Origin of the sequence: Acinetobacter sp. MYb10 (assembly GCF_002980175.2) — a bacterium.
In the GTDB taxonomy this organism is placed as follows: domain Bacteria; phylum Pseudomonadota; class Gammaproteobacteria; order Pseudomonadales; family Moraxellaceae; genus Acinetobacter; species Acinetobacter guillouiae.
In genome coordinates, this window is sequence record NZ_CP058272.1 from 1248044 (window position 1) to 1274588 (window position 26545).

General features: G+C 41.1%; 24 protein-coding genes. 9 read left to right on the top strand and 15 right to left on the bottom strand.

Annotated elements, in window-relative coordinates; translation table 11 throughout:
* Positions 1–10 precede the first annotated feature (10 nt).
* The 12 genes from CQZ96_RS05895 to CQZ96_RS05950 form a co-directional block, all read right to left on the bottom strand.
* Positions 11–1234, bottom strand: a complete 1224-nt coding sequence (locus CQZ96_RS05895) for an alpha/beta fold hydrolase (RefSeq protein ID WP_105714755.1) — start codon at positions 1232–1234, stop codon at positions 11–13.
* A gap of 730 nt (positions 1235–1964) precedes the next feature.
* On the bottom strand, positions 1965–3005 hold the full coding sequence (locus tag CQZ96_RS05900) for an NAD(P)-dependent alcohol dehydrogenase (protein ID WP_105714754.1): 1041 nt from the start codon (positions 3003–3005) through the stop codon (positions 1965–1967).
* A 187-nt stretch (positions 3006–3192) separates the two neighbouring features.
* Positions 3193–4374 carry a maltoporin gene (locus CQZ96_RS05905; RefSeq protein ID WP_105714753.1) on the bottom strand — a complete coding sequence of 394 codons (1182 nt, stop codon included), beginning with the start codon at positions 4372–4374 and terminating at the stop codon, positions 3193–3195.
* Between the two features lie 188 nt (positions 4375–4562).
* Complete coding sequence (locus CQZ96_RS05910) at positions 4563–6077, bottom strand: aldehyde dehydrogenase (NADP(+)) (protein ID WP_105714752.1); 1515 nt, start codon at positions 6075–6077, stop codon at positions 4563–4565.
* Between the two features lie 30 nt (positions 6078–6107).
* Positions 6108–7106: an ABC transporter permease gene (locus CQZ96_RS05915; protein WP_004721504.1), complete on the bottom strand. Its 999-nt coding sequence runs from the start codon at positions 7104–7106 to the stop codon at positions 6108–6110.
* Between the two features lie 49 nt (positions 7107–7155).
* Positions 7156–8670: a sugar ABC transporter ATP-binding protein gene (locus CQZ96_RS05920; RefSeq protein WP_105714751.1), complete on the bottom strand. Its 1515-nt coding sequence runs from the start codon at positions 8668–8670 to the stop codon at positions 7156–7158.
* 61 nt (positions 8671–8731) lie between these two features.
* On the bottom strand, positions 8732–9841 hold the full coding sequence (locus CQZ96_RS05925; protein WP_105714750.1) for a sugar ABC transporter substrate-binding protein: 1110 nt from the start codon (positions 9839–9841) through the stop codon (positions 8732–8734).
* Positions 9842–10083: 242 nt separating this feature from the next.
* A complete protein-coding gene (gene rpiA, locus CQZ96_RS05930) occupies positions 10084–10797 on the bottom strand; it encodes a ribose 5-phosphate isomerase A (RefSeq protein WP_105714749.1) in 714 nt (237 codons plus the stop codon).
* Between the two features lie 47 nt (positions 10798–10844).
* Positions 10845–11684 carry a MurR/RpiR family transcriptional regulator gene (locus CQZ96_RS05935; protein ID WP_105714748.1) on the bottom strand — a complete coding sequence of 280 codons (840 nt, stop codon included), beginning with the start codon at positions 11682–11684 and terminating at the stop codon, positions 10845–10847.
* A gap of 39 nt (positions 11685–11723) precedes the next feature.
* Positions 11724–12371, bottom strand: a complete 648-nt coding sequence (locus CQZ96_RS05940; protein ID WP_105714747.1) for an HAD family hydrolase — start codon at positions 12369–12371, stop codon at positions 11724–11726.
* Between the two features lie 16 nt (positions 12372–12387).
* On the bottom strand, positions 12388–13905 hold the full coding sequence (xylB, locus tag CQZ96_RS05945) for a xylulokinase (RefSeq protein ID WP_105714746.1): 1518 nt from the start codon (positions 13903–13905) through the stop codon (positions 12388–12390).
* 3 nt (positions 13906–13908) lie between these two features.
* Entirely contained in the window at positions 13909–15393 is a 1485-nt protein-coding gene (locus tag CQZ96_RS05950; RefSeq protein WP_105714745.1) for an aldehyde dehydrogenase family protein, read from the bottom strand.
* Between the two features lie 291 nt (positions 15394–15684).
* Here CQZ96_RS05950 and CQZ96_RS05955 point away from each other — a divergent pair, with 291 nt between their 5' ends.
* The 6 genes from CQZ96_RS05955 (at position 15685) to tatC (ending at position 20637) form a co-directional block, all read left to right on the top strand.
* Positions 15685–16830, top strand: coding sequence for a fumarylacetoacetate hydrolase family protein (locus CQZ96_RS05955; RefSeq protein ID WP_105714744.1), 1146 nt, complete (start codon positions 15685–15687; stop codon positions 16828–16830).
* Positions 16830–17783, top strand: coding sequence for a C-terminal binding protein (locus CQZ96_RS05960; protein ID WP_105714743.1), 954 nt, complete (start codon positions 16830–16832; stop codon positions 17781–17783). The genes CQZ96_RS05955 and CQZ96_RS05960 overlap by 1 nt, the downstream gene beginning before the upstream one ends.
* Positions 17784–17808: 25 nt before the next feature.
* Entirely contained in the window at positions 17809–18570 is a 762-nt protein-coding gene (locus tag CQZ96_RS05965; RefSeq protein ID WP_105714742.1) for an SDR family NAD(P)-dependent oxidoreductase, read from the top strand.
* 566 nt (positions 18571–19136) lie between these two features.
* On the top strand, positions 19137–19355 hold the full coding sequence (gene tatA, locus CQZ96_RS05970; protein WP_004721526.1) for a Sec-independent protein translocase subunit TatA: 219 nt from the start codon (positions 19137–19139) through the stop codon (positions 19353–19355).
* A gap of 17 nt (positions 19356–19372) precedes the next feature.
* Positions 19373–19855 carry a Sec-independent protein translocase protein TatB gene (tatB, locus tag CQZ96_RS05975; protein ID WP_105714741.1) on the top strand — a complete coding sequence of 161 codons (483 nt, stop codon included), beginning with the start codon at positions 19373–19375 and terminating at the stop codon, positions 19853–19855.
* Positions 19852–20637 (top strand): twin-arginine translocase subunit TatC, encoded by a 786-nt coding sequence (gene tatC, locus CQZ96_RS05980; protein WP_171287963.1) that lies wholly within the window; start codon positions 19852–19854, stop codon positions 20635–20637. The genes tatB and tatC overlap by 4 nt, the downstream gene beginning before the upstream one ends.
* Before the next feature lie 118 nt (positions 20638–20755).
* On the opposite strand, the gene CQZ96_RS05985 is transcribed toward tatC, so the two are convergent.
* The 3 genes from CQZ96_RS05985 to CQZ96_RS05995 all read right to left on the bottom strand — a co-directional run bounded on the left by CQZ96_RS05985 (position 20756) and on the right by CQZ96_RS05995 (position 24336).
* Positions 20756–21871, bottom strand: coding sequence for an NAD(P)-dependent alcohol dehydrogenase (locus CQZ96_RS05985; protein ID WP_105714740.1), 1116 nt, complete (start codon positions 21869–21871; stop codon positions 20756–20758).
* 33 nt (positions 21872–21904) lie between these two features.
* Complete coding sequence (locus tag CQZ96_RS05990; RefSeq protein WP_105714739.1) at positions 21905–23359, bottom strand: benzaldehyde dehydrogenase; 1455 nt, start codon at positions 23357–23359, stop codon at positions 21905–21907.
* Between the two features lie 95 nt (positions 23360–23454).
* Positions 23455–24336 (bottom strand): transporter, encoded by an 882-nt coding sequence (locus tag CQZ96_RS05995; protein WP_105714738.1) that lies wholly within the window; start codon positions 24334–24336, stop codon positions 23455–23457.
* 632 nt (positions 24337–24968) lie between these two features.
* On the opposite strand from CQZ96_RS05995, the gene CQZ96_RS06000 reads away from it, so the two are divergent.
* From CQZ96_RS06000 to CQZ96_RS06010, 3 genes are read left to right on the top strand one after another with little or no spacing between them, the layout of a single operon-like run.
* Positions 24969–25283, top strand: a complete 315-nt coding sequence (locus CQZ96_RS06000; RefSeq protein ID WP_105714737.1) for a hypothetical protein — start codon at positions 24969–24971, stop codon at positions 25281–25283.
* Positions 25276–25794: a PAAR domain-containing protein gene (locus CQZ96_RS06005; RefSeq protein ID WP_105714764.1), complete on the top strand. Its 519-nt coding sequence runs from the start codon at positions 25276–25278 to the stop codon at positions 25792–25794. The genes CQZ96_RS06000 and CQZ96_RS06005 overlap by 8 nt, the downstream gene beginning before the upstream one ends.
* Positions 25788–26543 (top strand): hypothetical protein, encoded by a 756-nt coding sequence (locus CQZ96_RS06010; protein ID WP_105714736.1) that lies wholly within the window; start codon positions 25788–25790, stop codon positions 26541–26543. The genes CQZ96_RS06005 and CQZ96_RS06010 overlap by 7 nt, the downstream gene beginning before the upstream one ends.
* The last annotated feature ends 2 nt before the right edge of the window (positions 26544–26545 follow it).

Consider the following 26545-nt stretch of genomic DNA (forward strand, 5'->3'; position numbering starts at 1 on the left):
CCAAAGTCAATCACATATTATTTTCCTTTAAATAATTTGCATGATCTTTTAAAACATCAATTGGGTTTGGAATTGTTGCCCATTTCGTCGGTGTTTGAATCCAACCCCAATTCCAAGGCCAGCCTGAAACTGAGAATGATTCATCGTATTTACTAAACGTTCCTGACTGTTCTCTATGTTTCCAGTTATAAATTCCTTTTAAGTTTCCTAGACGACTACTACATACCGAGACCGTACCATCATGTGCTTGGTTGGGAAATAAATTTACCACTTCATCAATTTTTCCCGTCCATGATGTCATATAAACAGGATAGGAATTTCCATCTAATCCTTTGATAGAATATCGATCAGGTGTATTGGGTAGATTATAATCGCTTGGGTTAGCTGTCTGTTTTAGACATTGAGCAGAAATGGGAATACCTTCAGGGAATAAAGTATTAAAATCTTGCATACTTTTGGCACTATTGGCTCGGATCCCTTCAAGCAAATTAATATAATTTAGACTGTTACGACGATAATCTTCATCTGGTAATTTTCTAACACCCTCACCGCCCCACACCCAGAACGAGGTGTTGGCATTAAAGGTTTTAATATCATTTTCATCTAATCTGCCATCAATTATGATTTTATGAAGTGCACTTAAAAAATCATGTCTATAAATGATATTTTGCAAAAAATTCAACACAGACTGTAGCGAAGAATAAGGCAACATACTGCTAATATCTAATTTTCCAGTTGCTTCATATTCTTGGATATTTTGATCAGCAAATGGACTTCCCCGATGTGGAGAACCAACAGTCGCGATGGAGGACACCAACTCAGGTTTAACCCCAAGCGCATAACGAGATGTCGGTCCACCTTGACTATGTCCTACTAAATTAAATTTAACGTCATCACGATAGTAAGTCGTTTGAATATACTGTAAATGCTTGATTAATTCTTCACCACGATATTCATTGCTATTTAAAGGACTTATAGAAACAGCTATCGCTGGTGTGGACTGTTCAGCCAATTGAGTTAATGTTGAGCCCCAGTAGTCATAAATAGAAAATTTTCCTAAAAACTTTACATGTTCTGCCCCTGCTAAGCCATGTACAAGCACAATTGGTTGAGGAGTATTTTTATTTTCATAGCTGTCTACAATTGGATTTACATTAAAACCCGCAAAAGAATAGCTTGAATAAACTACTGTTGAAATTAAAAATGCCCACTTGGATAAATTAAAATCTTGCATACGTACTCCAATTTATAAAAATTTTCTTGTCATGGTCTATATCGTCGTCTCAAACTAAAATACATACCAAGATTCACAAATCCTTCGTGCTGTCTTATCGATTGGTATTGATTTAAATCATTTCTTAAAGTTATAAAAGTTGTGGAGTTTTATTGATAAATATTCACAACACAGTGTTAAAGTATAAAATTTAGAAATATGCGTATTGACATTTCACCACGAATTCATTGACAAATTACGACAAATATAAAGACCGATATGTATAAAGTATTTTCTTTTAGGGTTTTAGTAAATTCAATTGAATTAAACATACAAATAAAAATCACTTGAATAATAAAAAACTTATTATCTTAAATGCTTAATTATTATTTATGATGATCAAAAAATTCAGACTATAAATAAAAAATTAAAATCATACCATCCAAGGTTATTATTTAATTTTCATTTGATTAATATAATAAATACAACCAAACCAACGCATTATTTATACAAGTGATTTATATCTAGTCATTGATCATAAATAAAGCATATATTTTTGTATAAACTTTTAGAAACTATTGGTTATCAATTCATTTTTTGTACTTTGAATCATAGGTTGTCCTACCATAGGGCGACATGGATGTCGCTGTTGGGTGGGAGTACATATTTTTAATATGCTTCATTTTTAAACGCTTCATTTTTAAATATAAATATCCCACCTCACATATCTAAGTGACTAATAATTAATAAATTACAGATCAAAATCAATAATAATTTTAATCACATCTGCAGGTGCCGATGCCGCTAACTTAAATGCCTCAATACTTTGATTAAAATGAAATTTTTTTGAAATTAGAGGTTTCACATTAATTTGACCAGAAGCAATCAGCGCAATAGAACGCTCATAATCATTTGCGTAACGAAAAATTGAAATCGTCTCAATCTCTTTGACCTGCATGGCAACAATATCCATAGGCACAGCGTGTTGTGGCATTCCAACAAAAACCAGTTTGCCCGCAGGTTTTAGACAATCGGGTGCTGCTGCAATTGCGCTTGCATGACCACTACAATCAACAAATACATCAACCCCACCAGCAAAGTGCCGTTGCACAAAGCACTTTAAATCTTCCTGTGCGACATTACATGCAATTAAACGCTCACCATAATGCTGGACTAAAAAATCCAACTTTTGCTGTTTTACATCCGTAATGATAACTCGACTACAGCCTGATGCGAGTAATGCCAATGCCATTAAAGCACCAATCGTCCCAGCACCAGTAACCACAGCAGTATCTCCAGGTGAAATACCCACTTTGCGAGCCACATGTACACCTGAGGCCAAAGGTTCAACCAACACCGCTTCTTCAAGGCTGACATGATCTGGTACCTTAAAGGTTAAGTTTGCAGGATGAACTACAGACTCACGCAATACACCATGTACAGGCGGTGTTGCCCAAAACTGAATATTCGGATCTAGATGATACAAACCCTGCATCGCTTCTGGAGAATTGGGCTCAAAAACCCCCGGCTCCATACATACGCGATCGCCTATTCTTAAATGTTGAACTGCTGAACCAACTTCAACAATGATCCCACTCGCTTCATGCCCCAGAATCATTGGTGCATTGACAATAAAATCACCAATTCGACCATGCTGATAATAATGCACGTCACTGCCACAGATACCCACTTTGGCAATTTTAATACGTACATCAGTTGCACTTAGATATTCATTGATCTCAATATCACGAATTTGCAGTTTATCTTTTTCTTCCAGTACCAATGCTTTCATTGTGATTGCTTCCTTGGGTGTTGTTTTCCGTTGTTGCTTTTTTTGTTTTTGACTTTCTGCTGCTACTGACTTATTCCAGTAGCAATGGTTGATGACATTCTTAATTGAGTTATATTTTCAATTGAGTCGTATTTTTTAAAATGAGCGATCTTATAAGACCACTCATTTTGAATAATCAATTAAAGCCTTACCACCAATATTCCAATTGAGCACCAAAGTTTGAACCACGATTCACATTGTGAAAATTGTTATTCGGCATCACCAAGTCACGCATTTTTTGCTCATTATCGTTCCAAAATGCATAGGTATAATAAAGGCGCAGTTCTGGACGATCATAATAGCCTGTGCCCTTTATCGACCAGGTTGGTACCAGTGTCAATTTGGTCAGATTACGGGTTTGGTCATTGGCCCTAATTTGGTCATAGCCAATTTCAGTGGAAATTTTAAAATGATCTTGAACCACATACGCCACCCGAGAGCCCACTGAAATCCAATCACGATCTTGTTGATTCTTCAGTTGGTCTTTTTGGTAGATAAATTGAGCTTGTCCATTGAATTTCTTACTGTCTGAGCTCCAATCCAAGATTTCAAGAAAGCGCAGTGAAGAAGTATCTCGATCCAGTTCAGGGTTACCGGTATAACTCAGCCCGATCCCAGCGCCTTGACCATATTGTAGCGCTACGGTATTTTTACCATTCAATACCTCAGCCGTGACATTTTGCACGGTCAGTGCCCAGCCCATCTCATCTGCATCAATCAATGACAAACCTGCATTGATTGTATTTTTAGAACCGATTGGAATCCCTTTCACTGTCACATCATGTCGATTGATATATTTTTCCTGAAATACATTGTCTTTTCGGGAAAACACATAACTTAAGGACAAGTCATTGATTTTATAATCATCAATACCAAAGCCAGTAGCACTCTGATTCCAATAAAAGAAATCTGTCATGTGAATGTCATTACGTTGATAAAATCTCCTGCCTGCCCAGAGATTTGCCCCATTCAGATAGGAAATATTTCTCCAATCCAAATAAATTTGGTTCATTCGGGTAAAACCATTGTCATCATTAAAACTTAATGTTTGCCCATATCGGTTATAAAACTGAAGCATTCCGTTGATGTTAATTTCGGAATTATCTTTTAACTTGATCAGGTTTTGTTTGGCAAAAAACTCACCGTATTGTTCACATTCATTTCCAAGACGATACTTGGTCGGCGCTCCCGTGAGTTGAAAACACTCTTGTGTTTTGCCATTTTCAGTTGCACCGATTCCCGTACGAAAATAGCCACCAAATTCAATCGCAGATGCAATTTGCGACAATAAAAAAACCGCTGTTCCAACAATCCATACGTTTGTTTTCATGTTAAATTCCTTTTTTAAGCATGAGTTTGCCTTATCCCTCTGATTCATTCAGTTGGATGGAGTAAAGAGCGCACTCATTAAAGTTATATTTATTTCAATTCGGGTTAGAGTTTAATGATGAGATAAAACCATCTCCTTTAATTCATCTCATTGCCTTTATTTTCAAGCACATTGCGCTTGATTTTTACTTAACGTAAATCCACAGGAAGTAAGTCTTCCGCAATATTTTGATAACACACAGGACGCATAAAGCGACGAATCGCCAGCGTACCTACAGAGCTTGCACCAAAGTTTGTTGAAGCTGGATAGGGGCCGCCATGAACCATGGCATCACATACCTCAACCCCAGTTGGGAAACTATTTGCAAGAATACGACCTGCTTTACGTTCCAGCACAGGCAGTAATTGACTTGCAACGTGATGATCTGCTTGATCAAGATGAACCGTACAGGTAATCTGCCCCTCAAGGGACTTCGCCACGTGCATCAATTCATCGATATTTTTAACAATAACCACTAAACCCAGCGGTCCAAATATTTCTTGTTCTAAGGTCTTATTCTCCAGCCATGCTTTGCCTGTTGTAACAAACAGATAAGGACTCGCATTACGCAAATCACTGCTTGAACTAAAGACTTCACTTACATCTGCTGTATTTGCCAAACGTTTTTGCCCTTCACGATAAGCCTCGGCAATCGCATCGGTTAACATGACCTGTGCTGGAACAGATTCAAGTGTTTTTACAACAGTTTGAATATACGCATCTGCTGCTAAACCTTCGATCAACACGGCGACCCCAGGATTGGTGCAGAATTGACCTGCGCCTAATGTCAATGATTCCGCCCAGCCTTTGGCAATTTCATCACCACGGTTGGCAATTGCATTGGGCAAAATAAACATTGGATTGACAGAACCCAGTTCACCAAAGAACGGGATCGGTTCTGGACGTGCAACACAAAGATCATATAAAACACGTCCACCACGCAACGAACCTGTAAATCCAACCGCTTTAATCAGCGGATGTTGTACTAAACTTTGACCAACATCTAATGCTCCACCATGGACTAAACTAAATACACCAGCATGTAGTCCACATTTTTCAATCGCAGCATGAATCGCTTCAGCAACAATCTCAGCTGTACCTGGATGTGCCTCATGCCCTTTAACCACAACTGGACACCCTGCGGCCAATGCCGATGCTGTATCCCCGCCTGCCGTTGAAAATGCCAGCGGAAAATTTGATGCGCCAAACACTGCAACTGGTCCGATTGGGCGTTGCATCAAACGAATATCTGGACGTGGTAGTGGCTTTCGATCCGTAAGTGCAACATCATGACGGCGATCCAAAAACTCACCTTTCAAGATATGTGCAGCAAAAAGTCGCAGCTGCCCCACAGTACGTCCACGTTCTCCTTCCAGTCGAACCTTGGGCAACCCTGTTTCTTGGGTTCCAATCTGGGTAATCGCATCTGCTCGGACTTCGATTTCATCAGCAATGACATTGAGAAAAGTCGCGCGCTCCTCAAGCGTTGAGTAACCATAAGTACAAAAAGCATCTTCTGCAGCTTGGCACGCTTGATTGACAAGTTCACGATGACCGACAGAAAAACGAGATACTGAACCATCAATAGGGTTATTGGTAAAAGTCTGATCAGTCGCAATCCACTTCCCTGCGATTAAGTGCTGACCATGTGGTTGAAAAGACATTGTGCTTTTTCCTCGATCAAGTTGAGTAAATTAACCAAAATAACGGACGCGGAAAGCATCAATCAGTACTGCAATAAAAATCATAATTCCTCCAATCATTCCGACATAAAAAGAAGGCACATTGATAATTGCAAGTCCGACCTGAATGATCGTGAGTAGCAATACACCACCCAATACGCCTTTCACATTACCACGCCCACCAAATACACTGACACCACCAATAATGGGCGCCGCAATCGCATAGAGTAGATAGCTTGAGCCTTGATTTGATGTAATCGCCATTTGCCATGAAGCCAGTAAGAATCCCGCAAGAGCAGCAAGAAACCCAGAAATGGTATAGGTCATAATTTTGATACGCTTCACTCGGATTCCCGCAGAGAGTGAAGCAGCAGGATTTCCACCTACAGCATAGATTGAACGACCTAAAACGGTATGTTTCAACATCACGCCAATAATCAGCAACATGATCAAAAATACCACCGGCATTAATGGCCAAGTCCCGAGGGTTGCTTGCCCAATCCAGGTATAAGCTTCTGCAAAATTATTCAGCGTTTTGCCTTGTGTTAAGGCCAAAAGTGCACCTTGAAGGATGATCATCATTGCTAGGGTTTGGATCAACGCAACCATTTTTAGTTGGGTGATACACCAACCATTAAAGAACCCAATAAAAGTACCGACCAATAAGCCCAGTAAAATCGCGGCAAACCAAGGTAATCCCCAATCAGAATAAGCAAGTGCGCCTACAGCAGCGGAAAAACCTGCATTTGCTGGAATTGAAAGATCGATTTCAGCAATCAACAATGGCAATGCAACAGCCAAACCCAAAAGCCCTAAAACGGTTGCCTGCACCATGATATTTTGCAAATTAAACACGGTAAGAAAGTATTCATTAAATGCACCAAAAATGATGACCAAAGCGATCAACCAAATCCAGACCACGTTGTGGAGCACCCAACCTAAAATTTCGCGGGTATTTTTCTTTGCTGTAATGTTGGTGATCTTATTGTCTGCTGCTATTTCATTACCCATTGCATCTCTCCTTACTCATTGCATCTACCCTTATTATTGTCTCGTGACATCACGCCTGAACGGATGCGCGTAGACGGTCGACGGTAATCTCCTGCCCCGTCAATGTTTCTTTTACAGTCCCTTGATCAAAAATACACACCCGGTCGACCACACGAGCCAATTCGTCCATATCGGTTGAAACAATGATGACCGCAACACCAGCACGACTAAGTTCATCAATGATGCGCAATACATCTTGTTTCACCCCAATATCAATTCCACGTGTCGGTTCATCCACCATCAGCAATCGTGGCTTTGCTGCCAACACTCGTCCCAAACACACTTTTTGCTGATTACCACCACTCAATGTATCCACTGCATATTCAGCATTCGGTGCTTTCACCCCCATTGCGTTAAAATAATGCTGAATCACCGAATCCTCTGCCTGTTGATCGATAAATCCCAATTTTGAGCGTTGTGATAAAGAAGACAGCGCAATATTCGATCCAATTGACATCTGTCCAACAGCCCCATCATGACGACGATCATCAGAAAGATAAGCTATTCCCATATCAAAGGCTTCATGTGGAGACGTTGCTAAAGCTTGCGCATCTTCACCATGCATTGAGATCGAACCTTTTGCAGGATGCAATCCAAAGATTGCCCGAGCAATTTCTTTTGCGCCTGCGCCAGGCAGACCTGTAAATCCAATCACTTCGCCTGGACCAATGTTCAGTTGTTGCAAGGCCAAATCTTTGCCATATATATTTTTTAAACAAACAGCAGGGATTTGACCGGTGTAATCACATCGCTCCCGTTGAAAAAGCGCAAGGTCTCTCCCGATCACCAACTCAGTCAGTTGTTCAGCACTCATGTTACTCACATTGTCAGAACCACCTGCCAAACTGCCATCACGTAATACAGTCACCGCATCACAAATTTCAAGAATTTCATCGTTGTAGTGTGAGATAAAGATAAACGTTACCCCCGTAGCTTTTAATTTATGCATAAAATCAAATAACTGACGGCGATCAGCAACAGTTAATGCCGCTGTTGGCTCATCTAAAATAATCACCCGACCACCAGAGAACATCGCCCGTAGAATATTTAACTTACGTCGTGCCACCGCATTTAAATGCCCTGCTAGCGCTTTGGCATCGATATTGGTTCCTTCAAGCATGCGACTTGCATTGCCACGCAAAGTTTTCCAATCGATAAAGCCTTTTTTATTCGGCCAAATACCCAGCATCAGGTTTTCTTCTGCGGTCATGTTGTCAATGATCATTGGCTCTTGTGTCACCAAGAAAACCCCTACGGCTTCCATTGCTTTGACATCAACATGCTCAAGTACACGACCATTTAAAATAATTCGCCCAGATGTGGGGGTGACTTGTCCCGAAATGATGCCAACCAATGTGGATTTACCTGCACCGTTTTCACCCAGCAAGCCATGAATAGAACCTTTACGAATTTCAACCGTGACACCGCGTAGTGCTTGAACCACACCATAACTTTTGGTCACGTTCTCAATGCTTAGGATCTTCTCATTAATTGCCTTATCAATATTCCGTTCATGTAATCCCATTTTTTCTCTCAACATTGCTTATTTGTCATCACTGGAACAAGTCTGCTTTACTCAATGCGAATTAAGCATAGGGAATGCCCCAATCCTTCTCAGCTACTGCCCCCCAATGTCTTGCATCACTAGCATTGTCCTTATTGATGACAAAAGCAGGAATAATCAGTGTTGGTCCTGTTTTACCTTTTACGATGACGCCCTTTTCCCAAAAGTACTTGGTGTTGTGGTATTCACCCAAAGGCACTTCTGCATTTTTCAATGAATGCTTAGTTAGCATTTCAACCGCAATCTCACCATAAGCAATTGGGTCTTGAGATACACATGCATCCATATAGCCTTCCTGAATCCATTTCAAAGCAATTGGCTCACCATCAATCGTCACAAAAATAACATGGCCTTCCTCACCGACCTTCTTCCAACGATTTCTTTGTTGCAATGCAGTCGCAATACCGCGTGCAGGAGAGTCAGAAGGTGCATGTACTGCATCTAGATCAGGATGCTCAGATAAGGTAGATAAAGTTACCGCCAGCATTTTTTCCAGTTGCCCTTCAGTCGGTCGAGACAAATAGGTAATTTCTGGGTATTCCGCAAAAACTGAATCCATGCCTTCTTTACGTAAACGCCATGCCACAGAAGCCAAAGCACCAAAACAATTTAAGACTTTACCTTTTGGCTTTCCGTACTTTTTGACCAAACGACTTACAATTTCCTCTGCAGCAATGACACCGCCTTGAAAATTATCAAAACTTACAGTAATTGCGACATCACCACCATCCGCAGGCGTATCGATAATACCGACAGGAATTTTTTGCTGGTTATAGCGCTGGATGGCAGAAACAATCGCCTGACTGTCTATTGAATCTGAAATAATTGCAGATGGTTTTGATAAGAGTAAGCTCTGCCACTGCTCAAGCTGACGGGTACTGTCAAAGTTTGCATTGGTGGCTTGAAACTCGCCTGAGTTGGCTTGCACCGCACGTTTAACAGCTTCTTCCTGAATCACAAAAAAGTAGTAATCAAGACTTTTATTGGAATATGGAATTGAAAGACGAGTTGCGGTTGATGTAGAACGACTACATCCTATAAGCCCTCCCCCCAAACTCAGTCCTATACCTGCTGCAACTGCGCTTTTAAATAGATTACGGCGGGTTATTCCGCCCTGATTTGATTTTGTCATTGGAATATCTCCTTTATTCCTTATTTATTAAATCTAGTAATACTACATTTTTAATTAAACTGTCAATAACATCCCATGCAGAATATTTAAAAAATAATCTTTAGATACAATAAATAGATACTTAAAATTAAACAATAAAAGCTTAAATATATAATAAACACGGATATTTAAGAGAAATATCAACCATTTTATTCTGGTAAATCGATTTTAGTTTTATAACAATAAAATATAGTTTTACTATATTATCGCATTTTTACGTAAGAGGTTCCATCAAAACACGCCACCACCATCCCCACCGCTTCACGAGTAAACAGACCATTTTCGACCACACCCGGAATTCGATTGAGCTCAATCTCTAATGGTGATGGATCTTTGATTATTGGCGCACAATGGCAGTCTAGAATAAAATGACCACTGTCTGTCACGACGGGTTGCCCATCACGCATTCGACGTTCAATCCGTATATTGTCAATACCATGTTCTGCAAGTACACGTTCAACCATTGCTAAGGTTTGCTTCCATGCAAATTGCACCACCTCAACTGGAAGCGGAAAGCCACCCAAACAATCGACAATCTTGGTTTCATCACAAATACAGATCATTTGTTTAGAAGCGTGTGCGATGATCTTCTCCCAAAGCAAACAAGCACCACCACCTTTGATCATATTAAACTGGTGATCAACTTCATCTGGACCATCAATGGTCAGATCAATTTCACCGATCTCATTGGGATCCGTGATTTCAATCCCCACCTGTTGTGCCACCTCAATGGTTGAACGAGAAGTGGTGGTACACGTCAGGGTTAATCCATGTTCTCGGATGTGTGCACCCAACTCTCGAACAAAAAAATGCGACGTCGTTCCAGAACCTAAGCCCAATTTCATACCATCATGGATAAAATCCTGAATTACTCGGCGTCCTGCTACTTTTTTTGCTTCATCCTGTTGATTACTCATTCAGTACTCCTGTTACTTACGCAGCTTCACTGCTACTTTTTAATTGATCAAATCTTGTCCGTGTGCCATAAATCAAGCGCCGGCAATTGATCAGGAAATTGACTACCACTTGCGATTGCAATGGCAGTGACTAACATATTGGTCACCAGATGATGGTTCAGGCGTGAAGCCAACGGCGTCATAAGCTCGGTATGCTCATAAGGCTGCACAGCAATCAGCACATCTGAAATCTGTGCCAATGGACTATCATATGCCGTAATCGAAACCACTTTCGCACCACGTTTACGGGCAATGCTGGCAATCTCGACCATTTTTCGCGTATGTCCAGACTGCGAATAAATCAAAATAACTTCTTCAGGTCTGGCACTATCGGCATGAATACGTTGGTGCTTTGTACCAAGCAAGGCCTGACAGCGGATACCCAGTCGTTGAAATTTATGTTCTGCATCCACAGCATTGATTTCAGACATTCCTGTGGCATAAATGCCAACCCAATTTGCTGCTTGTAGGCAACCTGCGCCCGCCGTGATTTGCTCTGGCACTAAATCTTCAGCCAAGCGCTGAATTGCATTCAGTGAATTACGGCAGGTTTTTCGCACAATATTTTCAATACTGTCATTGGGAATAATTTGCTCATAAGCAAATGGTGCAGATGGCACTAAGCTCTGCGCCAACTGAAGTTTTAAATCCTGATAACCCTCAAAACCAAAACGGCGGCAAAAGCGCATAATGGTTGGATCACTGACAGAACAGACTTCAGACAGACTCGCCATACTCATCTGAATCACTTCAGATGGTGATGTCACCACAAAATCAGCCACACGTCGTTCAGCACGATGCATGTTTTCACTTTCTTGAAGAATCCGCTGTAACAAACTGACGGTCATACCACTACACTCCTAGCCGCCACCTGACAGCACATCAAATCAAACTTGTAATAAATCCGCCAAACGACTTAAGCGTTGCTTGGCAGAAATTTTCACCTCTGGGCCACCGCCCCAAGGTACAACAAAAAAAGGCACATCAGCACCCACTGCGGCTTGTTGATCAATGGGTGTATCGCCAACATAAGCCCAACCACCAGAAACCAAATTCATCGCGTCCGCCACAGCCAACAAATGTTTTGGATCTGGTTTACAGGCAGGTACCGCATCCGCACCTAAGGCCACATCAAATAACTCAGATAAGCCCAATTGCTGCAACACTTTAGCAGTGATTGCATGGGTTTTGTTGGTACAAATACCCAATTTTATCCCAGCCGATTTTAACGCCTCAAGATCTTCACGTACGTGTGGAAAAATTCGGGTATGCCCCGCAGGATTGGCCAGATACGCCTGTTGATAACATTGTAAAGTTTGCTGTAATGTTACTTCGTCATAGGCAACATCCAATTCATCTAAAATATCGATAATCAGCCGACGTGGACCATTGCCAAGAAATTTTTCAACAAAATGCGCCTCAAGCTTGGGCCAACCATTTTGAGCAAAGCCAATATTTAAAGCCTCCGCAATATCAGGCGCACTATCAATTAGCGTACCATCTAAATCAAAGATAAATGCAGAATAAGCAGTCATAAAAAACTCCTGAGAATTATTGGTCAAAAATTGGAGAACTTAACGCGGTAAGCGTTTGCCCCAATACGGGATAGAGACTGCGATACATTTCATGCGCTTGTGCATACACCTCAGCGACTGCCAAATTTGGCTGTTCTCTAGAAATTGCCCGAAAGTTTTTGATCGCACTCTGTGCATCGGGCCAAACCCCCATTGCCAAGCCAGCAACCAATGCAGCACCAAAGGCGGCACCTTCAGCAGCACCATCGGTCGTCACCACCTCACAACCAAATACATCAGCCTGAATTTGTCGCCAAAGGGTAGACTTTGCACCACCTCCAGAAGCTTTAATCACATGCTTTTCAATCCCTAATGGCTGCATTAAGGAATACATATCCGCCAAGGCATGCACCACCCCTTCCATCACAGACCGAGCAACATCACCACAATCATGTCGCGCAGTGAGACCGATAAGCGCACCACGCGCTTTAGGGTCGGCATGTGGGCAACGCTCACCATAGAGATAAGGTAAAAACAATAAGCCCTTTGCACCCGCCGTACTCGCTGTTGCTTTGGCAACAATTTGCTCAAATGAAAGATGTTGCCCGTCAGCAATATGACAAAAATTCTCACGGAACCAATTCATTGCACTGCCAGCATTGAGAGAGACACCCATACAATGCCATTTATCAGCAGCCACATTGCAGAAAACCTGCAAACGACCTTTCGGGTTTTCTTGTGCTGTCTCTAAGGCAGCAGCGAGAATCCCACCTGTACCAAGTGTGGTTTGCAGTTCACCCGGCTCAATCACACCTGAACCAAAAGTCTGAATTACCGAATCCCCACCCCCACCCGCAACAGGCAATCCCTCTGGAAGGCCGAAGAGTGCTGCGCCTACTGCTGAGACGTGTCCTGAAATCACTTGTGATTCAAATACAGGTGGGAGTATCGCAGGATTAATTCCTATCTTTTCGATTAAATCCGTGGCCCATTGTCGCGAACGCACATCAAACAAGCCTGTGCCAGAAGCATCAGAAACCTCAGTGGCAATCACCCCAGTCAGACGTAAACGCAAATAATCTTTCGGGTTCAACATGCTACGCATACGCGCAAATAGTTCAGGCTCGTGGCGTTGCATCCAAAGAATTTTGCCACCGGTATAGCCCACCAACATTCTGTTATTGGTTGCCGCAAGTAATCCATCCAACCCACCAGCAGCCACGACAATATCATCACATTCAGCTTGATTACGTTGATCATTCCATAAAATGGCTGGGCGTAAAACTTGCTGTAAAGCATCAAGTGGAACCAAGCCATGCATCTGCCCAGACAAGCCAATACACAATATTTGCACTGGAGGCGCTTTGGCCAATGCCCCTGCGACAGCCTGACGTGCACCCTCCACCCACAATTCAGGATCTTGCTCTGTCCAACCTGGTCGAGGTCTAGACAATGGATAAGTTGCGATATCGGCTGAAACAACTTTTCCTTCAATATCGACCAATAAAGCCTTACATCCTGAAGTTCCTATATCTATCCCTAGAAGTACTTGCATAAATCAATTCTCCACGCCGTGGTGTAAACGAATATGTTTGAAATTAAAATATTCAAGCAATCCTTCACGACCATGTTCGTAGCCAACACCACTCTGCTTACGACCACCATAAGCAGCATTCATTATTCCAGCATCAACGTTATTGATCGCAACATTGCCATAATCAAGACCCACTGAAACCCGATGAATTTCTGTCAAATTTTGAGCATAACAATAAGCTGCTAAACCATAAGGCGTATCATTGGCATAGCTGATTGCCTCATCCAAATCATCAAAAGGTGCAACCCCAACCAAAGGACCGAACGTTTCTTCGCTCATGACTTGCATACTATGCTTACAATCCGCGATCACAGTTGGACGAAAAAAATGTCCTTTGGCATATTGAATCCCCTCTGGTGCTTTACCACCAGCCACCAACCGTGCGCCTTTAACCAAAGCATCTTGGAGATGGGTACGCGTTTTATCTAGAGGCTCAGCAGATGCCATTGCCCCAAGATCAGCGGCTGGATTTTCCAAGCCATTATCGACACTCAATGCATCAGCCGCCGCTGCAAGTTGAGTAACAAACTCCTCATATATTGCGCGATGCACATAGATGCGATTAATCGCAATACAGATTTGCCCACAATTACGGAAGCTACGACGTGCTGCACCTTTGACCGCTGCATCAAGATCGGCACTCGCAGTGACAATCATCGGGCAATTGCCACCCAACTCTAAAGACAGACGTTTCACTTGTGGGCAACTTTGTTGAATATGCAAACCCACTGCACTTGAGCCCGTAAATGCAATTTTATCCACTAGCGGATGCTCGACCAGTGCCTGCCCCACTTGTGAGCCTTTACCCGTCAATACATTGACTACTCCTGCAGGAATACCCGCTGCATGACATTTTTGTGCAATTGCCAAAGCAGTAAATGGCGTCAATTCAGCAGGTTTAATAACGATGCTACATCCAGCAGCAAGGCTGGCACATAATTTCCATCCCACCAACTCAGCGGGATAGTTCCACGGTGTAATTGCAGCAACCACACCAATCGGTTCACGTACCACTAAACTTTGAAATCCTTGTTGATCATTGGGAATAATTTCACCATGCACTCGCGTGGCTTCTTCAGCATAAAAATGACATGCTTCAGCGAGTTTTAGAATTTCACCTTTTGCTTCATTAACAGGTTTGCCTTGTTCCGCTGTCATGATCATTGCCATATTTAAGGCATCCGCAGCAATAAGGTCGCCTAAACGATGCAAAGCAATCGCACGCGTTTTTGGCACGAACTTAGACCATGAAGCAAATGCATGACGTGCAGCAGAAACAGCCGCATCAATCTCATCCGTTGTTGCTGCAGCAATATGACCAATCACCTCACCCGTTGCAGGGTTTAGCACAGGCAAGCGAGACCCTTTGCCTTTAGAAAATTTTCCGTCGATATATAAAGTACTGTCGAGTACAGCGATTGATTCAGCTAAAGCATTATTTTTCATCATTTACTTGACGCCTTCCTATGCGAGTAATCTTGTTATTCATTATTAAAATATATAGTAATACTATTTTTATGCAAGAATAATTTATAAATTATCTGAAAACCCTTTGGGAAAACATCAAAATCAACAATAAAAATAAAATAATTTATGAATAAAAAACAAATAAATATATTAAAACCCCATTAATGTAAGCGTATAATCTCTGCATATACTCAATACACTACTTGACCAAAGCTAAAATTAAAAAGTAGTATTACTAGATAGAAGAAATGATAAACAAAGGAAGGATTCTCCATGTTACCCACATCACTCAACAGCGCCAAATTGGTTGGACGTGTTTGGCTTCCTCACAAAGGGCCATCGGTTGTCATCTTACGTGACAACATACTGATTGATGTTACTGAGTCAGTCATCTCAATGGCTGATTTTCTTGACCATGATCCTGCTGGTCGTTTTGACCAACTCACAGGTGAAGTGCTTGGAAGAGTTGAAGATTTGGTGCTTGATCCTACAGAAATGGGTTACCACGCAGATCGTCCTTGCTTACTTGCACCCTGTGACTTTCAATCCTTAAAAGCATGTGGGGTTACTTTTGCCAAAAGTATGGTTGAACGTGTCATCGATGAAAGAACCTCTGGTGATCCTGCTCGTGCCGAAGCATTACGTCAACGTATAGGTACACTGATCGGTGGCAGTTTATCGAATATTCAAGCGGGTTCTGAGCAAGCAGCTGAAGTTAAAGCGACATTGATTGCTGAAGGTTTATGGTCACAATATCTCGAAGTCGGGATTGGGCCAGATGCAGAAGTCTTCACCAAGTCACAACCCATGTCTGCTGTAGGTTATGGTGCACAAGTGGGGATTAATCGAATTTCAGCATGGAACAACCCTGAGCCAGAAATAGTGTTGGCGGTGGATAGCCAAGGCAATATTCGTGGTGCGACGCTGGGCAATGATGTCAATCTACGCGATGTTGAAGGCCGTTCAGCGCTATTACTCGGTAAGGCAAAAGACAATAACGCATCATGTTCAATTGGCCCGTTTATTCGTCTATTTGACTCAGAGTTCACCCTTAGCGATATTGAGAATGCCACTCTTCACATGTCTGTAACTGGTGCAGAAGATGGTTTCAGCATGTCGGGACACTCCAATATGGCTGAAATCAGTCGTAAACCCGCGCATCTGGTCGCACAAACCTACAATGACTCGCATCAGTACCCAGATGGCTTTATGTTATTTTTAGGCACAATGTTCGCGCCAACACAAGATCGAGAAGGTCAAGGTTCTGGCTTTACCCATAAACCTGGTGACGTGGTCGAAATCTCAACTCCGCTTTTAGGCACATTACGCAATACTGTTGTTTATGCTGATCAAGCACAACCATGGACTTATGGAACCCGTGCACTGATGCGTAATTTAGTAAAACGAGGAGTGCTCTAATGAAATTAGTGGTCACTGATCAAGCCTTTGGTAATACACGACATGAGCAAGCGGCCGCGCAAGTTGCTGGGGCAAGTTTTGCAGCATTTCAATGCCGTAGTGAAGCAGAAACAGTACAAGCCGTTGCAGGAGCAAATGTAGTACTCAACAACTTTGCACCAATGACCCATCGTGTGATGCAGGCCATGGCAACTGGTGCAACCATTGTACGTTATGGGGTTGGTGTCGATAATGTTGATCTCGTCGCAGCAAAACAACTTGGGATACAGGTTTGTAATGTACCTGATTATGGTATAGAAGAAGTCGCTGATCATGCGGCTGCCATGACCTTGATGATGGCACGTAAACTCAATCAGTATGACCAAGGTATCCGCGCAGGTGAATGGAAGATCGATCGGATGGTTACGGGTATTCGTTCGTTGCGTAATACCACCGTAGGTTTAATCGGGCTGGGACGTATTGCGAAAGCTTATGTCTCACGCCTCGCTGCCTTTGGTTGTCATATGATTGGCTTTGACCCATATGTCACCGAAGTGCAAGCAAAAGCACTAGGCGTTCACTTAATGTCACAGGAGCAAGTGATTTCTTCTGCCCATGTTTTATCGCTACATGTTCCACTGACCCCAGCAACACGTCATTTGATTGATGCTGAGGCGATGGCAAAAATGCCTCAGGGTTCAATCATTATCAATTGCTCAAGAGGTGGATTGATTGATGAAACAGCATTAGCCGCAGCCTTGCTCAGTGGACAAATCTCAGGCGCAGGACTTGATGTCTTTGCACAAGAGCCATTACCAGCAGACTCGCCTTTACGTACAACACCTCATTTAATCATGTCTCCACATGCGGCCTTTTTTTCTGATACATCGGTAGATACCTTACAGCGCTTAGCCGCTGAAGAAGCATTACGCTGTTTACGTGGTGAACCGTTACGATGCTCACTCATCACATAAAATGGAAAAGACAAAGAGAAAAGATATGGATTATCGCAAGAAAATGGACTTAAGCAATAAACTGGCACTGGTCACAGGTGCAGGTCAAGGCATAGGCGCAGCAATTGCTGAAGCACTGGCAGCGACAGGCGCCGAAGTTATTTGTACCGACATCTTACTGGATCGTGCAACAACAACTGTACAAGCGTTAAAAGCCAAGGGCTATCTTGCGCGTGCGGAAAGCTTAGATGTCACGGATAGTGCAGCGATTAATGCGCTTGCTCAAGCTTTACCAGCACTGGATATATTGGTATGTAATGCGGGCATTGTGACAAACACCCCAGCTGAGCACATGACAGATGAGGAGTGGGATAATGTCATCAACATCAACTTGACTGGCATCTTTAAGACTTGTCGTGGCTTTGCCCGTCAAATGCTGGATGCTGGACGAGGATCGATTATCAATATTGGTTCAATGTCAGGACAGATTGTCAACGTGCCACAACCACAATGTCACTACAATGCCTCAAAAGCAGGCGTGCATCATTTAACGAAATCTCTTGCGGTTGAATGGGCTCAACGTCATATTCGGGTGAACGCTGTTGCCCCCACCTATATTGAAACACCGTTATTAAAAAATCTTGAAAACCAAGATAACTTAGTCAATCAATGGCTGGATATGACACCGGCCAAACGTATGGGGCAAGCTCATGAAATTGCGTCTATTGTGCAATTTCTGGCTTCAGATGCCTCAAGTCTAATCACAGGTTCAATCATTACGGCGGATGCAGGCTATACCTGTATTTAAAGTCACATCGCTCAATGCGATCTATTAAGCTTGGGCCTAACTCGAAAATAAAGGAAGATGATCTTATTCAAGCATTGGAACAGAATCAAATTATGGGGTATGGTACAGATATAGTGGATCAGCAATCTAGTTGAGCGGCTTGTTGTTTAATCAAGTCGAATAGCCCAAAGCAACTCAAGCCTCATCTACTTAATTTATCCATTACAGGAGAGATGACTAAAACAATCACTGAAACATAGCAATGATTATTTTCAACGCTATTTCGATATTAAAAGACGATTTAAATAAGAATATTCCAAAGATTAAACGGAATTTAATTGACTGGACAAACAAAGTGAAAATGATGCTGAAAGAGAAAAAAATTCTTGTGAATTTATTGAAATTTTCTCTTTTAAAAACTTAACTTATAACCAACTCGCTCAAAACCTATTCATTTTAAATGCACTGCTTTTAATTGTAAGACTCTAAATGATTAGGTTATTTAAAACAATGAATTGAATCAATGGATGTTGATCTCAATACAGTAAAATCAATTCTCATGGACAGGAATAACAAGGGAGAACACTATGGCTGGTTTATCAATTTGGCATGTAATCATTTTTGCGATTGTGGTTATTTTATTATTCGGAACCTCTAAGCTTAAAAATATTGGTAAAGATGTTGGCGGCGCAGTCAAAGACTTTAAAAAATCAATGCGTGAGGAAGAAAACATCGCATTAAAAGAAACCAACACGCTTGAACATGAGGAGACCAAGAAACCATCCGACTCAACCATTAACAGCTAAGTTTAGGGATGATATAGATGTTTAATGTTGGAATGTCTGAACTTTTTGTGTTTGGCATTATCGCTCTTCTGGTACTTGGACCAGAAAAACTGCCAGAGGCCGCTCGTTTCGCGGGGAAATGGTATGCCAAACTCATGCATTTTGTGAACAATGCCAAACAAGATATTGACCGTGAACTCGGGTTATTCGAACTGCGTGAGCAAGTCCAACAAGAAATGCAGCGTATGGCAGAGCTTGAACAAAAAATGCAATCCCAACTTGCTGAACTTCGGCAGCAAACAGAGGCAAGCGACGCTAAACAACAGCTACAGAGCAGCGCTATTGAAAAAACAGCAAAGTTTAACAGTTTGATTTATTGTGATTTGTTGAGTAATCAAGCGTATTACGCAGTATTTACACCCCATTATTTGCAAAAATTTTTACAGCATCAACCACTATCTAATGATTATCAGACAGAGCCTAAAGCCTCATCTCTGGTAAAATTAAAGGTGATCGCATGAATACACAGCTCCCTCAATCTTCATCACCCGCTGTGATTACAAAAGACCTACCGTCTGAAGAACTACAGCAAATGCCACTGATTGAACATTTGGTGGCGCTTCGTCAACATTTGTTTAAAACGGTAGGGGTTCTATTCGCACTGTTTTTTTGTTTATTGCCTTTTGCCAATCGAACGTATCAACTACTCTCAGAACCGTTAAGAGCTCAGCTTCCTGCCAATTCATCCATGATCGCAACAGATGTTACTGCAACATTTATGGCACCCTTTAAGCTTAACTTTTTTGTGGCGATTCTGCTGGCAATGCCTTTTATTATTTATCAGCTCTGGAGTTTTATTAAACCCGCACTTTATGAAAAAGAAAGATCACTGGCACTTCCCTTGTTGTTCGGTAGCATCCTATTATTTTACGCAGGGATTGCCTTTGCTTACTTTATTGTACTGCCTTCTATTCTGCACTTTTTCATTAGCGTCTCTCCCGAAACCGTCGCACCCATGACCGATATCAATAGTTATCTCAGCTTTTGTTTAAAGTTATTTTTGGTGTTTGGGGTAACTTTTGAAATTCCAATGATCACACTTTTATTGATTTTGATTGGTGTGGTTAGCACTCAGAGTTTAATTGCAAAACGCCGCTTTATTATAGTGGGCTGTTTTTTTATCGCTATGTTTGTAACACCACCTGATGCAATTTCCATGATTATGCTTGCGATCCCAATGTGGTTATTGTTTGAGCTAGGTTTATTATTTGGAAAATTACTGGAAAAGCGAAGAAAGCTCTAAACTCGTCCAACTAGCTTAAAACACTAAACCTAAAATCTAAAACTAAACCCAAAATTTAAACTTAAAAAACTTATAATCAAAGAAATGGCATGCTCATCAATGAGCATGCCATACAAGATTATGCAATTTTAATAATCGGTTTGAGTGTAATACCCTTGTGACTATCTATCGCAGCTTGATTGATTTCATCAAATGCATAGAATTTTACAAGTTGGTCAAAGGGAAATTTCCCTTGTTGATATAAGCGGACTAACTCAGGGATAAATTTCTTGGGCGAACCACTCCCCTCAACGACACCTAAAATCGTTTTCCCACCCAATAACAGATCATTTACATCAAATTGTGCAGTTGTGCCTAATTGAGGTGCACCTACCACGGCGATTTTGCCTAAAATACCCAGCGCATCAACACCTTGTTTTAATATCTCAGGTCGCCCAGTAGATTCCAATGCAAAGTTGACTCCACCATCAGTAATCTCTTTAATCGCAGCCACAGGATCTTGAGTTTTACTATTGATCACATGAGTTGCACCCAATTGTTTTGCCAATTCCAAACGTGATTCAACAATATCAACAGCGATAATGATCGAAGCGCCACACACTTTTGCCGCAAGTAAAGCACTCAGACCAACAGCGCCAGCACCCCAAGTCACAAAACTACTGGCAGGTGTCACTTTTAAAGCATTTATACATGCGCCAGCACCTGTTTGAATACCACAACCTAATGGTCCTAATAGTTCAATTGGTACGTCTTTGGTCACTTTAACCGTGTTATTTTCACGACTTAAAGCATAGGTTGCAAAGGAGGATTGGGCAAAAAAATGATCATTAACCACGCCATGATCATGGGTACAAAGTGCATGATTCCCTTCTGAATCTGCCCCACTAAAATTTCGTCCAAAAAACTCTGAACAATAGGCAGGATTACCAGTATTACATTGGGTACATTTCCCACAATAACCATAGCTTAAAACCACATGATCGCCGACTTGAAGCTCGGTTACGTTAGGGCCAATCGCCTCAATAATTCCTGACCCTTCATGTCCAAGGACGGCAGGCAGCGGTACCGGATAATATTGATCACGTACAATCAAATCGGTGTGGCACATTCCTGTAGCAACCACTTTTACCAATACTTCATCACCTTGCGGCTGACGTATTTTTAAAGCTTGCAGCTCAAAGTCAGCACCTTTACATGGGGTCACTGCGGCAATAATATCTTTTAATTCACTCATGGTATAACGTCCTGTCATGATTTATTTAATTGTTTAAAAAGGATAATGTGGCGCTTGAGCCTGTACTGTAATCCATTGCCACTGGGTAAATTCATCGGCATTGGCAGGGCCGCCAATACGCGTACCATTACCTGATGAACCAAAACCACCAAATGGATTGACCGTTTCATCATTTACGGTCTGATCGTTGATATGTAGCAAGCCCACTTTGAGCTGCGCACCGAGTTGCATACCTCGTCCCACATTGGAGGTAATAATGCCTGCTGAAAGCCCATAATCGCCGTCATTGGCTAATTCAATGACCTGTTCATCTGAGCTAAACGGGATCAATACCGCAACAGGACCAAAAATCTCTTCACTAAAAATCGAATTGTTTGCAGTCACATCTGTCAGTACAGTCGGTTGAAAAAATACCCCATCGGCATGCCCGCCGATTTCCAATGTTGCGCCTTCATTAACCGCAGCACTGACCAATTGTTCTACACGTTGCGCTTGTTTAGCATTGATCAATGGCCCAATGGTGACATTCTTGTCACAAGGATTCCCTACCACAAAATTCTGCACTTTTTCAATTACACGCTGTTTGACCTGTTGATAAATTTTTTGGTGAATCAAAATCTTGCCAGAGGTCATACAAATCTGCCCAGAATGTAAAAATGCACCCCATGCAATATTTTCTGCTGCCAACTCAATATCCGCATCATCCAAAATAATCAGTGAGTTTTTCCCACCCAGTTCTAGAGAGACTTTCTTTAAGGTCTTTGCCGCATTCGCCCCAACAATCCGTCCAACTTGGGTTGATCCCGTAAATTGGATACTGGCAATATTTTTATCCAAAGTCAGTGCTTCACCAACTTCGGCCCCACCTGGCAATACATGCAGCAGCCCCTTTGGCAATCCTGCAAGTTCAAAAATCCGTGCAATCACATAGCCACTACACACTGCTGTACGCTCATCAGGTTTTAACACCACCGCATTACCAAAGGCCAAAGCAGGTGCCACAGCACGTAAAGCTAAGTACAGTGGAAAGTTAAATGGAGAAATGACCCCAACAACACCTAAGGGCAAGCGTTTCGCTATACTTAGTTTGCCATTTTGCGTAGGTAATAATGTGCCCTGTTCAGTTGCAGGTGAAGCAATACAATGTTTAAGCACTTGAATCGCAATACTCACTTCAAAGCCTGCTTTCAGTTGTAATGAGCCACTTTCCTTAACCAGCCACTCAATCACTTCCGCTTGATTTTCTGTCAGTAAAGCAGCAGCTCGCTCAAACACTGCCTGACGCTCTTGATAATTTAAAGCCCACCACTGTTGTTGAGCGGCTTTGGCTTGTTGTGCAGCACTCACCACATCAGCGGCAGTGGCATAACCGATTTCACCAAGCACTTGACCTGTTGCAACCTCAATCACACTGTAGATGTCTTGGGCTGACTGCCATGAACCGTTAAATAATTTTTTATCCCAAAGCTCTTTTGTGAATATAGACATGATGACCTCTTCAAAATTTATTTAGACAATTGCTTTACTGTTCCAACTGCATCCTTGTAAAAATGACGCAATCAATGTGTTACACCTGCTTTAAATTAAAAAATGTAAAACACACGAAAATTTAGACCGTAATCTTTCTTAAATCCGCTTTCTGTTCGTGTGTCTGAAAGCAACTGTGCACTTAATTGAGTTTTTGCATTCAGCATTTGCTGAAACTCCAATCGCGCTTGTTGCTTTTCCATGTTCTGATCCAGTTTGATTCCATCCAGCTGTTGTTCACCCCCATAATTTGCGGCATAACCTAAGGCGATTCTCTGTTTAGAATTCAAGTCGTAACGTAAGTTAAATTGAGTTTGATAGCTGGTCGCTTGTGAAAGTGTTTGATCACCCTTTCCTGCTTCATCGTTGTCTCCATACCAAATCACATCTTGATAAAGTTCAAAAGCAAACTTGCCATATAGCGGCTGTACCCATGCCAGTTGAAGATCATACTTAAATCGGTTTTCGCCTAAATTCACCGCATCATTTCGATCATATTGCCCAACTGGCAAATAAATAAATGGGGTAAATGCCAGATAACGACCCGATGAACCTTGTTCAGGTTGATTAATCAACCAAAATGCAGAAGCAATCACTGGATCTGCAAAACCTGAGGCATTGTTTAAATCAGTATCGCCAATTTGCGTATGCCGTACTGTTCCAAACGGTAAAATTATTTGAGGTGTTGCACGTAACCCAGCGATGTCGGTGTAATGAATTAAGCGCGCGATACCAATATCCGATTTAGATTCAGCACTGGTTTTTTCGCCATTTTGGTAATAACCCTCCATTTGACTATGTTGATAATAGAACACACCTGCATTGGTGCCTTTTGGCAATGCTGTATAATCCCCCACGTTTACGTCAATCGCATGGCTATACTGTACAAACATGCCACTCAACATAAGAAGCAGGCTATTTTTATTGCTAAAACGCATCATCTATTCCCTTTAGTTTCAAGCATCCTTTTCACTGCTCATTGCACTTGTTTAAATTTTTAATCAAAAATCAATCGATTTATTCATGAGGAATCGACCATCTACACTTGATGAATCGTTTGATAGATTTGTTTTAATCAAATATGAGCCATGGAATATTTGCAGTTAGCGTGCCAATATTTTTATGATTAACAATCATAGACTTAAAATAAAGCCACACTCCCAATGTCCAATAAATGAACAGCATTGAGAAAGCGCTGTCCAATCAATGGACAATCACTGGGGGCCTAAAACAAGGATGGGTTAGCGATGTTGACGAGTAGATGAAATATCTTCTAAACAATTAAATATGGCGCTTGTTGAACTGGTCGTGAACGATAAAGCAAAATTATGTTAGTAAGACAAAAATTAAAATATAAGTTATTAAAAAACACATATGACTAATTCTTAAATTTACTATTTTAATAAATCGTACGATCAGAACATGAAAGCTATAAAAAGACTGTCATTACTTTGAGTAAATAAATTTAAATTATTAAATATAATTAATAATTCAATTAAATTTGTCTTAATATTTGGTTTTATGTTTTAATCTCTATGTTCTTCATTCAATAACAATAATTGGACTAAGTATGACGAAACCTAAATTTTTACATGAACTACCAATTGAACAGTTAAAACAAATGTCTCAACAAGACATAAAGCAAACAATAAAAGCAGAACAGCTTTATTTTCGACATAGGCCGAAAAAGATCTATTACCTTGCGGTAAATAGAGCTAAAAGCAAAAAAGGTGGATTAGTTAAAGCGAGTGCGTTAGTAGGAAGCTTCTTAGAGAATGGTGATGAGATTGTCGATAGCCCTAATAACTCTGTAGCTATAAATATCTTTATCGGTGATAAGGCCCCTGAAGGCTTTTTGTGCCAAGAAGGTGTTAATCATAGCTAAAGGTTTTGCAATTCATAACTCTATGACAAATCATGGAGGAATCATTCAAGCAACACAACAACGAACCTCTCAAATGGGAAACCTATTTCTACGTGCTGGAGATGGTCACTTTTGTCCTAAGTGTAAATGCTGGTCTACAATACAACCAAGTCATAACCATATCATTATGGACGGAAAACCAGTCGCTTACGTTGACGATCTATTAAGTTGTGGAGCTAAAATTTTACCTAAACAAGATCATGTTGTTGGAACAAGTCAAGGGGAAAACTATAGTAAGAATACAAACTCATCAAGCTTTTTAGCTCAAGGCTTAACTCTATATTCAGGTCAATATCAGTTAGTAAATAATTCAAATAATCAACCCTATAGCAATGTAAAATACATTGTTACCTATGCTGATGGTCGTACTATTGAAGATGTCACTGATGAAAATGGCATGACAGAAAAACTAGAATTTACAGAAAAAGCAGAAGATATTGAAATTAAACTTTTTGAGGCTGATTCATGGTAGATCAACATCAGACTACAACAACCAAAATTGCAAAAGTAGAAATTGTAAAATTAAAATCACCTACCCGCCTCGTCCTATACGGTGGTGCCCGATCTCTTGGAGATAATGGGGCTTTTTTTCATGCCTCTAAAAATGTGATTGCTGATTATAAAAATGATCTACCTCTGAAATCTTATTTTATTTCAAATGGAATGAGGCAGTTTATTGATCTAATAAATGTTCAACCTGAAAATTCCATTCAATCTTTAGACGTTTTTAGCCATGGTTCTGATCTAGGTCTTTATAGTGTGATTGGTGCTTCTTTAAAAAAATCAATGACATTTGAATATTCTCAGTCAAATAATTTATCATCTAATTTATATAGAAATAGATCAACAAAATTGGATCAATATGAATTTTTTGGTGGAGCTAATTGGAGAAATTTATTCATTATTTCAGACATTAATTTTAAAGTTTTTACAAATGAATCAAAAATAGAAATACATGGTTGTAATAGTGCATTTGATGGAGAGCTAGACACTCTTAGCTCTTTAATATCAGTTGCTTTATTCAAAGCTGGTAAAAAAAGAAGTGTTGTTATTGGGCATGCGGATTTTGCTAGTCCAAATAGAGGGGGGACAAAGGATATGTCTAAACAAGATTATCGACATGAGACACGAATAATTTATAATAATGGTAAAGTCATTGCTAAAACACGCAGAGAAGGTCGTCTTTCAGCCGAATTTATAAAAAAAGCTTTAGGAGGGTGAAG

What these genes read in the sequence shown, in the direction of transcription:
- CQZ96_RS05895 (WP_105714755.1), bottom strand. Translation starts at nt 1,234, where the DNA reads ATGCAAGATTTTAATTTATCCAAGTGGGCATTTTTAATTTCAACAGTA.
- CQZ96_RS05900 (WP_105714754.1), bottom strand. Translation starts at nt 3,005, where the DNA reads ATGAAAGCATTGGTACTGGAAGAAAAAGATAAACTGCAAATTCGTGAT.
- CQZ96_RS05905 (WP_105714753.1), bottom strand. Translation starts at nt 4,374, where the DNA reads ATGAAAACAAACGTATGGATTGTTGGAACAGCGGTTTTTTTATTGTCG.
- CQZ96_RS05910 (WP_105714752.1), bottom strand. Translation starts at nt 6,077, where the DNA reads ATGTCTTTTCAACCACATGGTCAGCACTTAATCGCAGGGAAGTGGATT.
- CQZ96_RS05915 (WP_004721504.1), bottom strand. Translation starts at nt 7,106, where the DNA reads ATGGGTAATGAAATAGCAGCAGACAATAAGATCACCAACATTACAGCA.
- CQZ96_RS05920 (WP_105714751.1), bottom strand. Translation starts at nt 8,670, where the DNA reads ATGGGATTACATGAACGGAATATTGATAAGGCAATTAATGAGAAGATC.
- CQZ96_RS05925 (WP_105714750.1), bottom strand. Translation starts at nt 9,841, where the DNA reads ATGACAAAATCAAATCAGGGCGGAATAACCCGCCGTAATCTATTTAAA.
- rpiA (WP_105714749.1), bottom strand. Translation starts at nt 10,797, where the DNA reads ATGAGTAATCAACAGGATGAAGCAAAAAAAGTAGCAGGACGCCGAGTA.
- CQZ96_RS05935 (WP_105714748.1), bottom strand. Translation starts at nt 11,684, where the DNA reads ATGACCGTCAGTTTGTTACAGCGGATTCTTCAAGAAAGTGAAAACATG.
- CQZ96_RS05940 (WP_105714747.1), bottom strand. Translation starts at nt 12,371, where the DNA reads ATGACTGCTTATTCTGCATTTATCTTTGATTTAGATGGTACGCTAATT.
- xylB (WP_105714746.1), bottom strand. Translation starts at nt 13,905, where the DNA reads ATGCAAGTACTTCTAGGGATAGATATAGGAACTTCAGGATGTAAGGCT.
- CQZ96_RS05950 (WP_105714745.1), bottom strand. Translation starts at nt 15,393, where the DNA reads ATGATGAAAAATAATGCTTTAGCTGAATCAATCGCTGTACTCGACAGT.
- CQZ96_RS05955 (WP_105714744.1), top strand. Translation starts at nt 15,685, where the DNA reads ATGTTACCCACATCACTCAACAGCGCCAAATTGGTTGGACGTGTTTGG.
- CQZ96_RS05960 (WP_105714743.1), top strand. Translation starts at nt 16,830, where the DNA reads ATGAAATTAGTGGTCACTGATCAAGCCTTTGGTAATACACGACATGAG.
- CQZ96_RS05965 (WP_105714742.1), top strand. Translation starts at nt 17,809, where the DNA reads ATGGATTATCGCAAGAAAATGGACTTAAGCAATAAACTGGCACTGGTC.
- tatA (WP_004721526.1), top strand. Translation starts at nt 19,137, where the DNA reads ATGGCTGGTTTATCAATTTGGCATGTAATCATTTTTGCGATTGTGGTT.
- tatB (WP_105714741.1), top strand. Translation starts at nt 19,373, where the DNA reads ATGTTTAATGTTGGAATGTCTGAACTTTTTGTGTTTGGCATTATCGCT.
- tatC (WP_171287963.1), top strand. Translation starts at nt 19,852, where the DNA reads ATGAATACACAGCTCCCTCAATCTTCATCACCCGCTGTGATTACAAAA.
- CQZ96_RS05985 (WP_105714740.1), bottom strand. Translation starts at nt 21,871, where the DNA reads ATGAGTGAATTAAAAGATATTATTGCCGCAGTGACCCCATGTAAAGGT.
- CQZ96_RS05990 (WP_105714739.1), bottom strand. Translation starts at nt 23,359, where the DNA reads ATGTCTATATTCACAAAAGAGCTTTGGGATAAAAAATTATTTAACGGT.
- CQZ96_RS05995 (WP_105714738.1), bottom strand. Translation starts at nt 24,336, where the DNA reads ATGCGTTTTAGCAATAAAAATAGCCTGCTTCTTATGTTGAGTGGCATG.
- CQZ96_RS06000 (WP_105714737.1), top strand. Translation starts at nt 24,969, where the DNA reads ATGACGAAACCTAAATTTTTACATGAACTACCAATTGAACAGTTAAAA.
- CQZ96_RS06010 (WP_105714736.1), top strand. Translation starts at nt 25,788, where the DNA reads ATGGTAGATCAACATCAGACTACAACAACCAAAATTGCAAAAGTAGAA.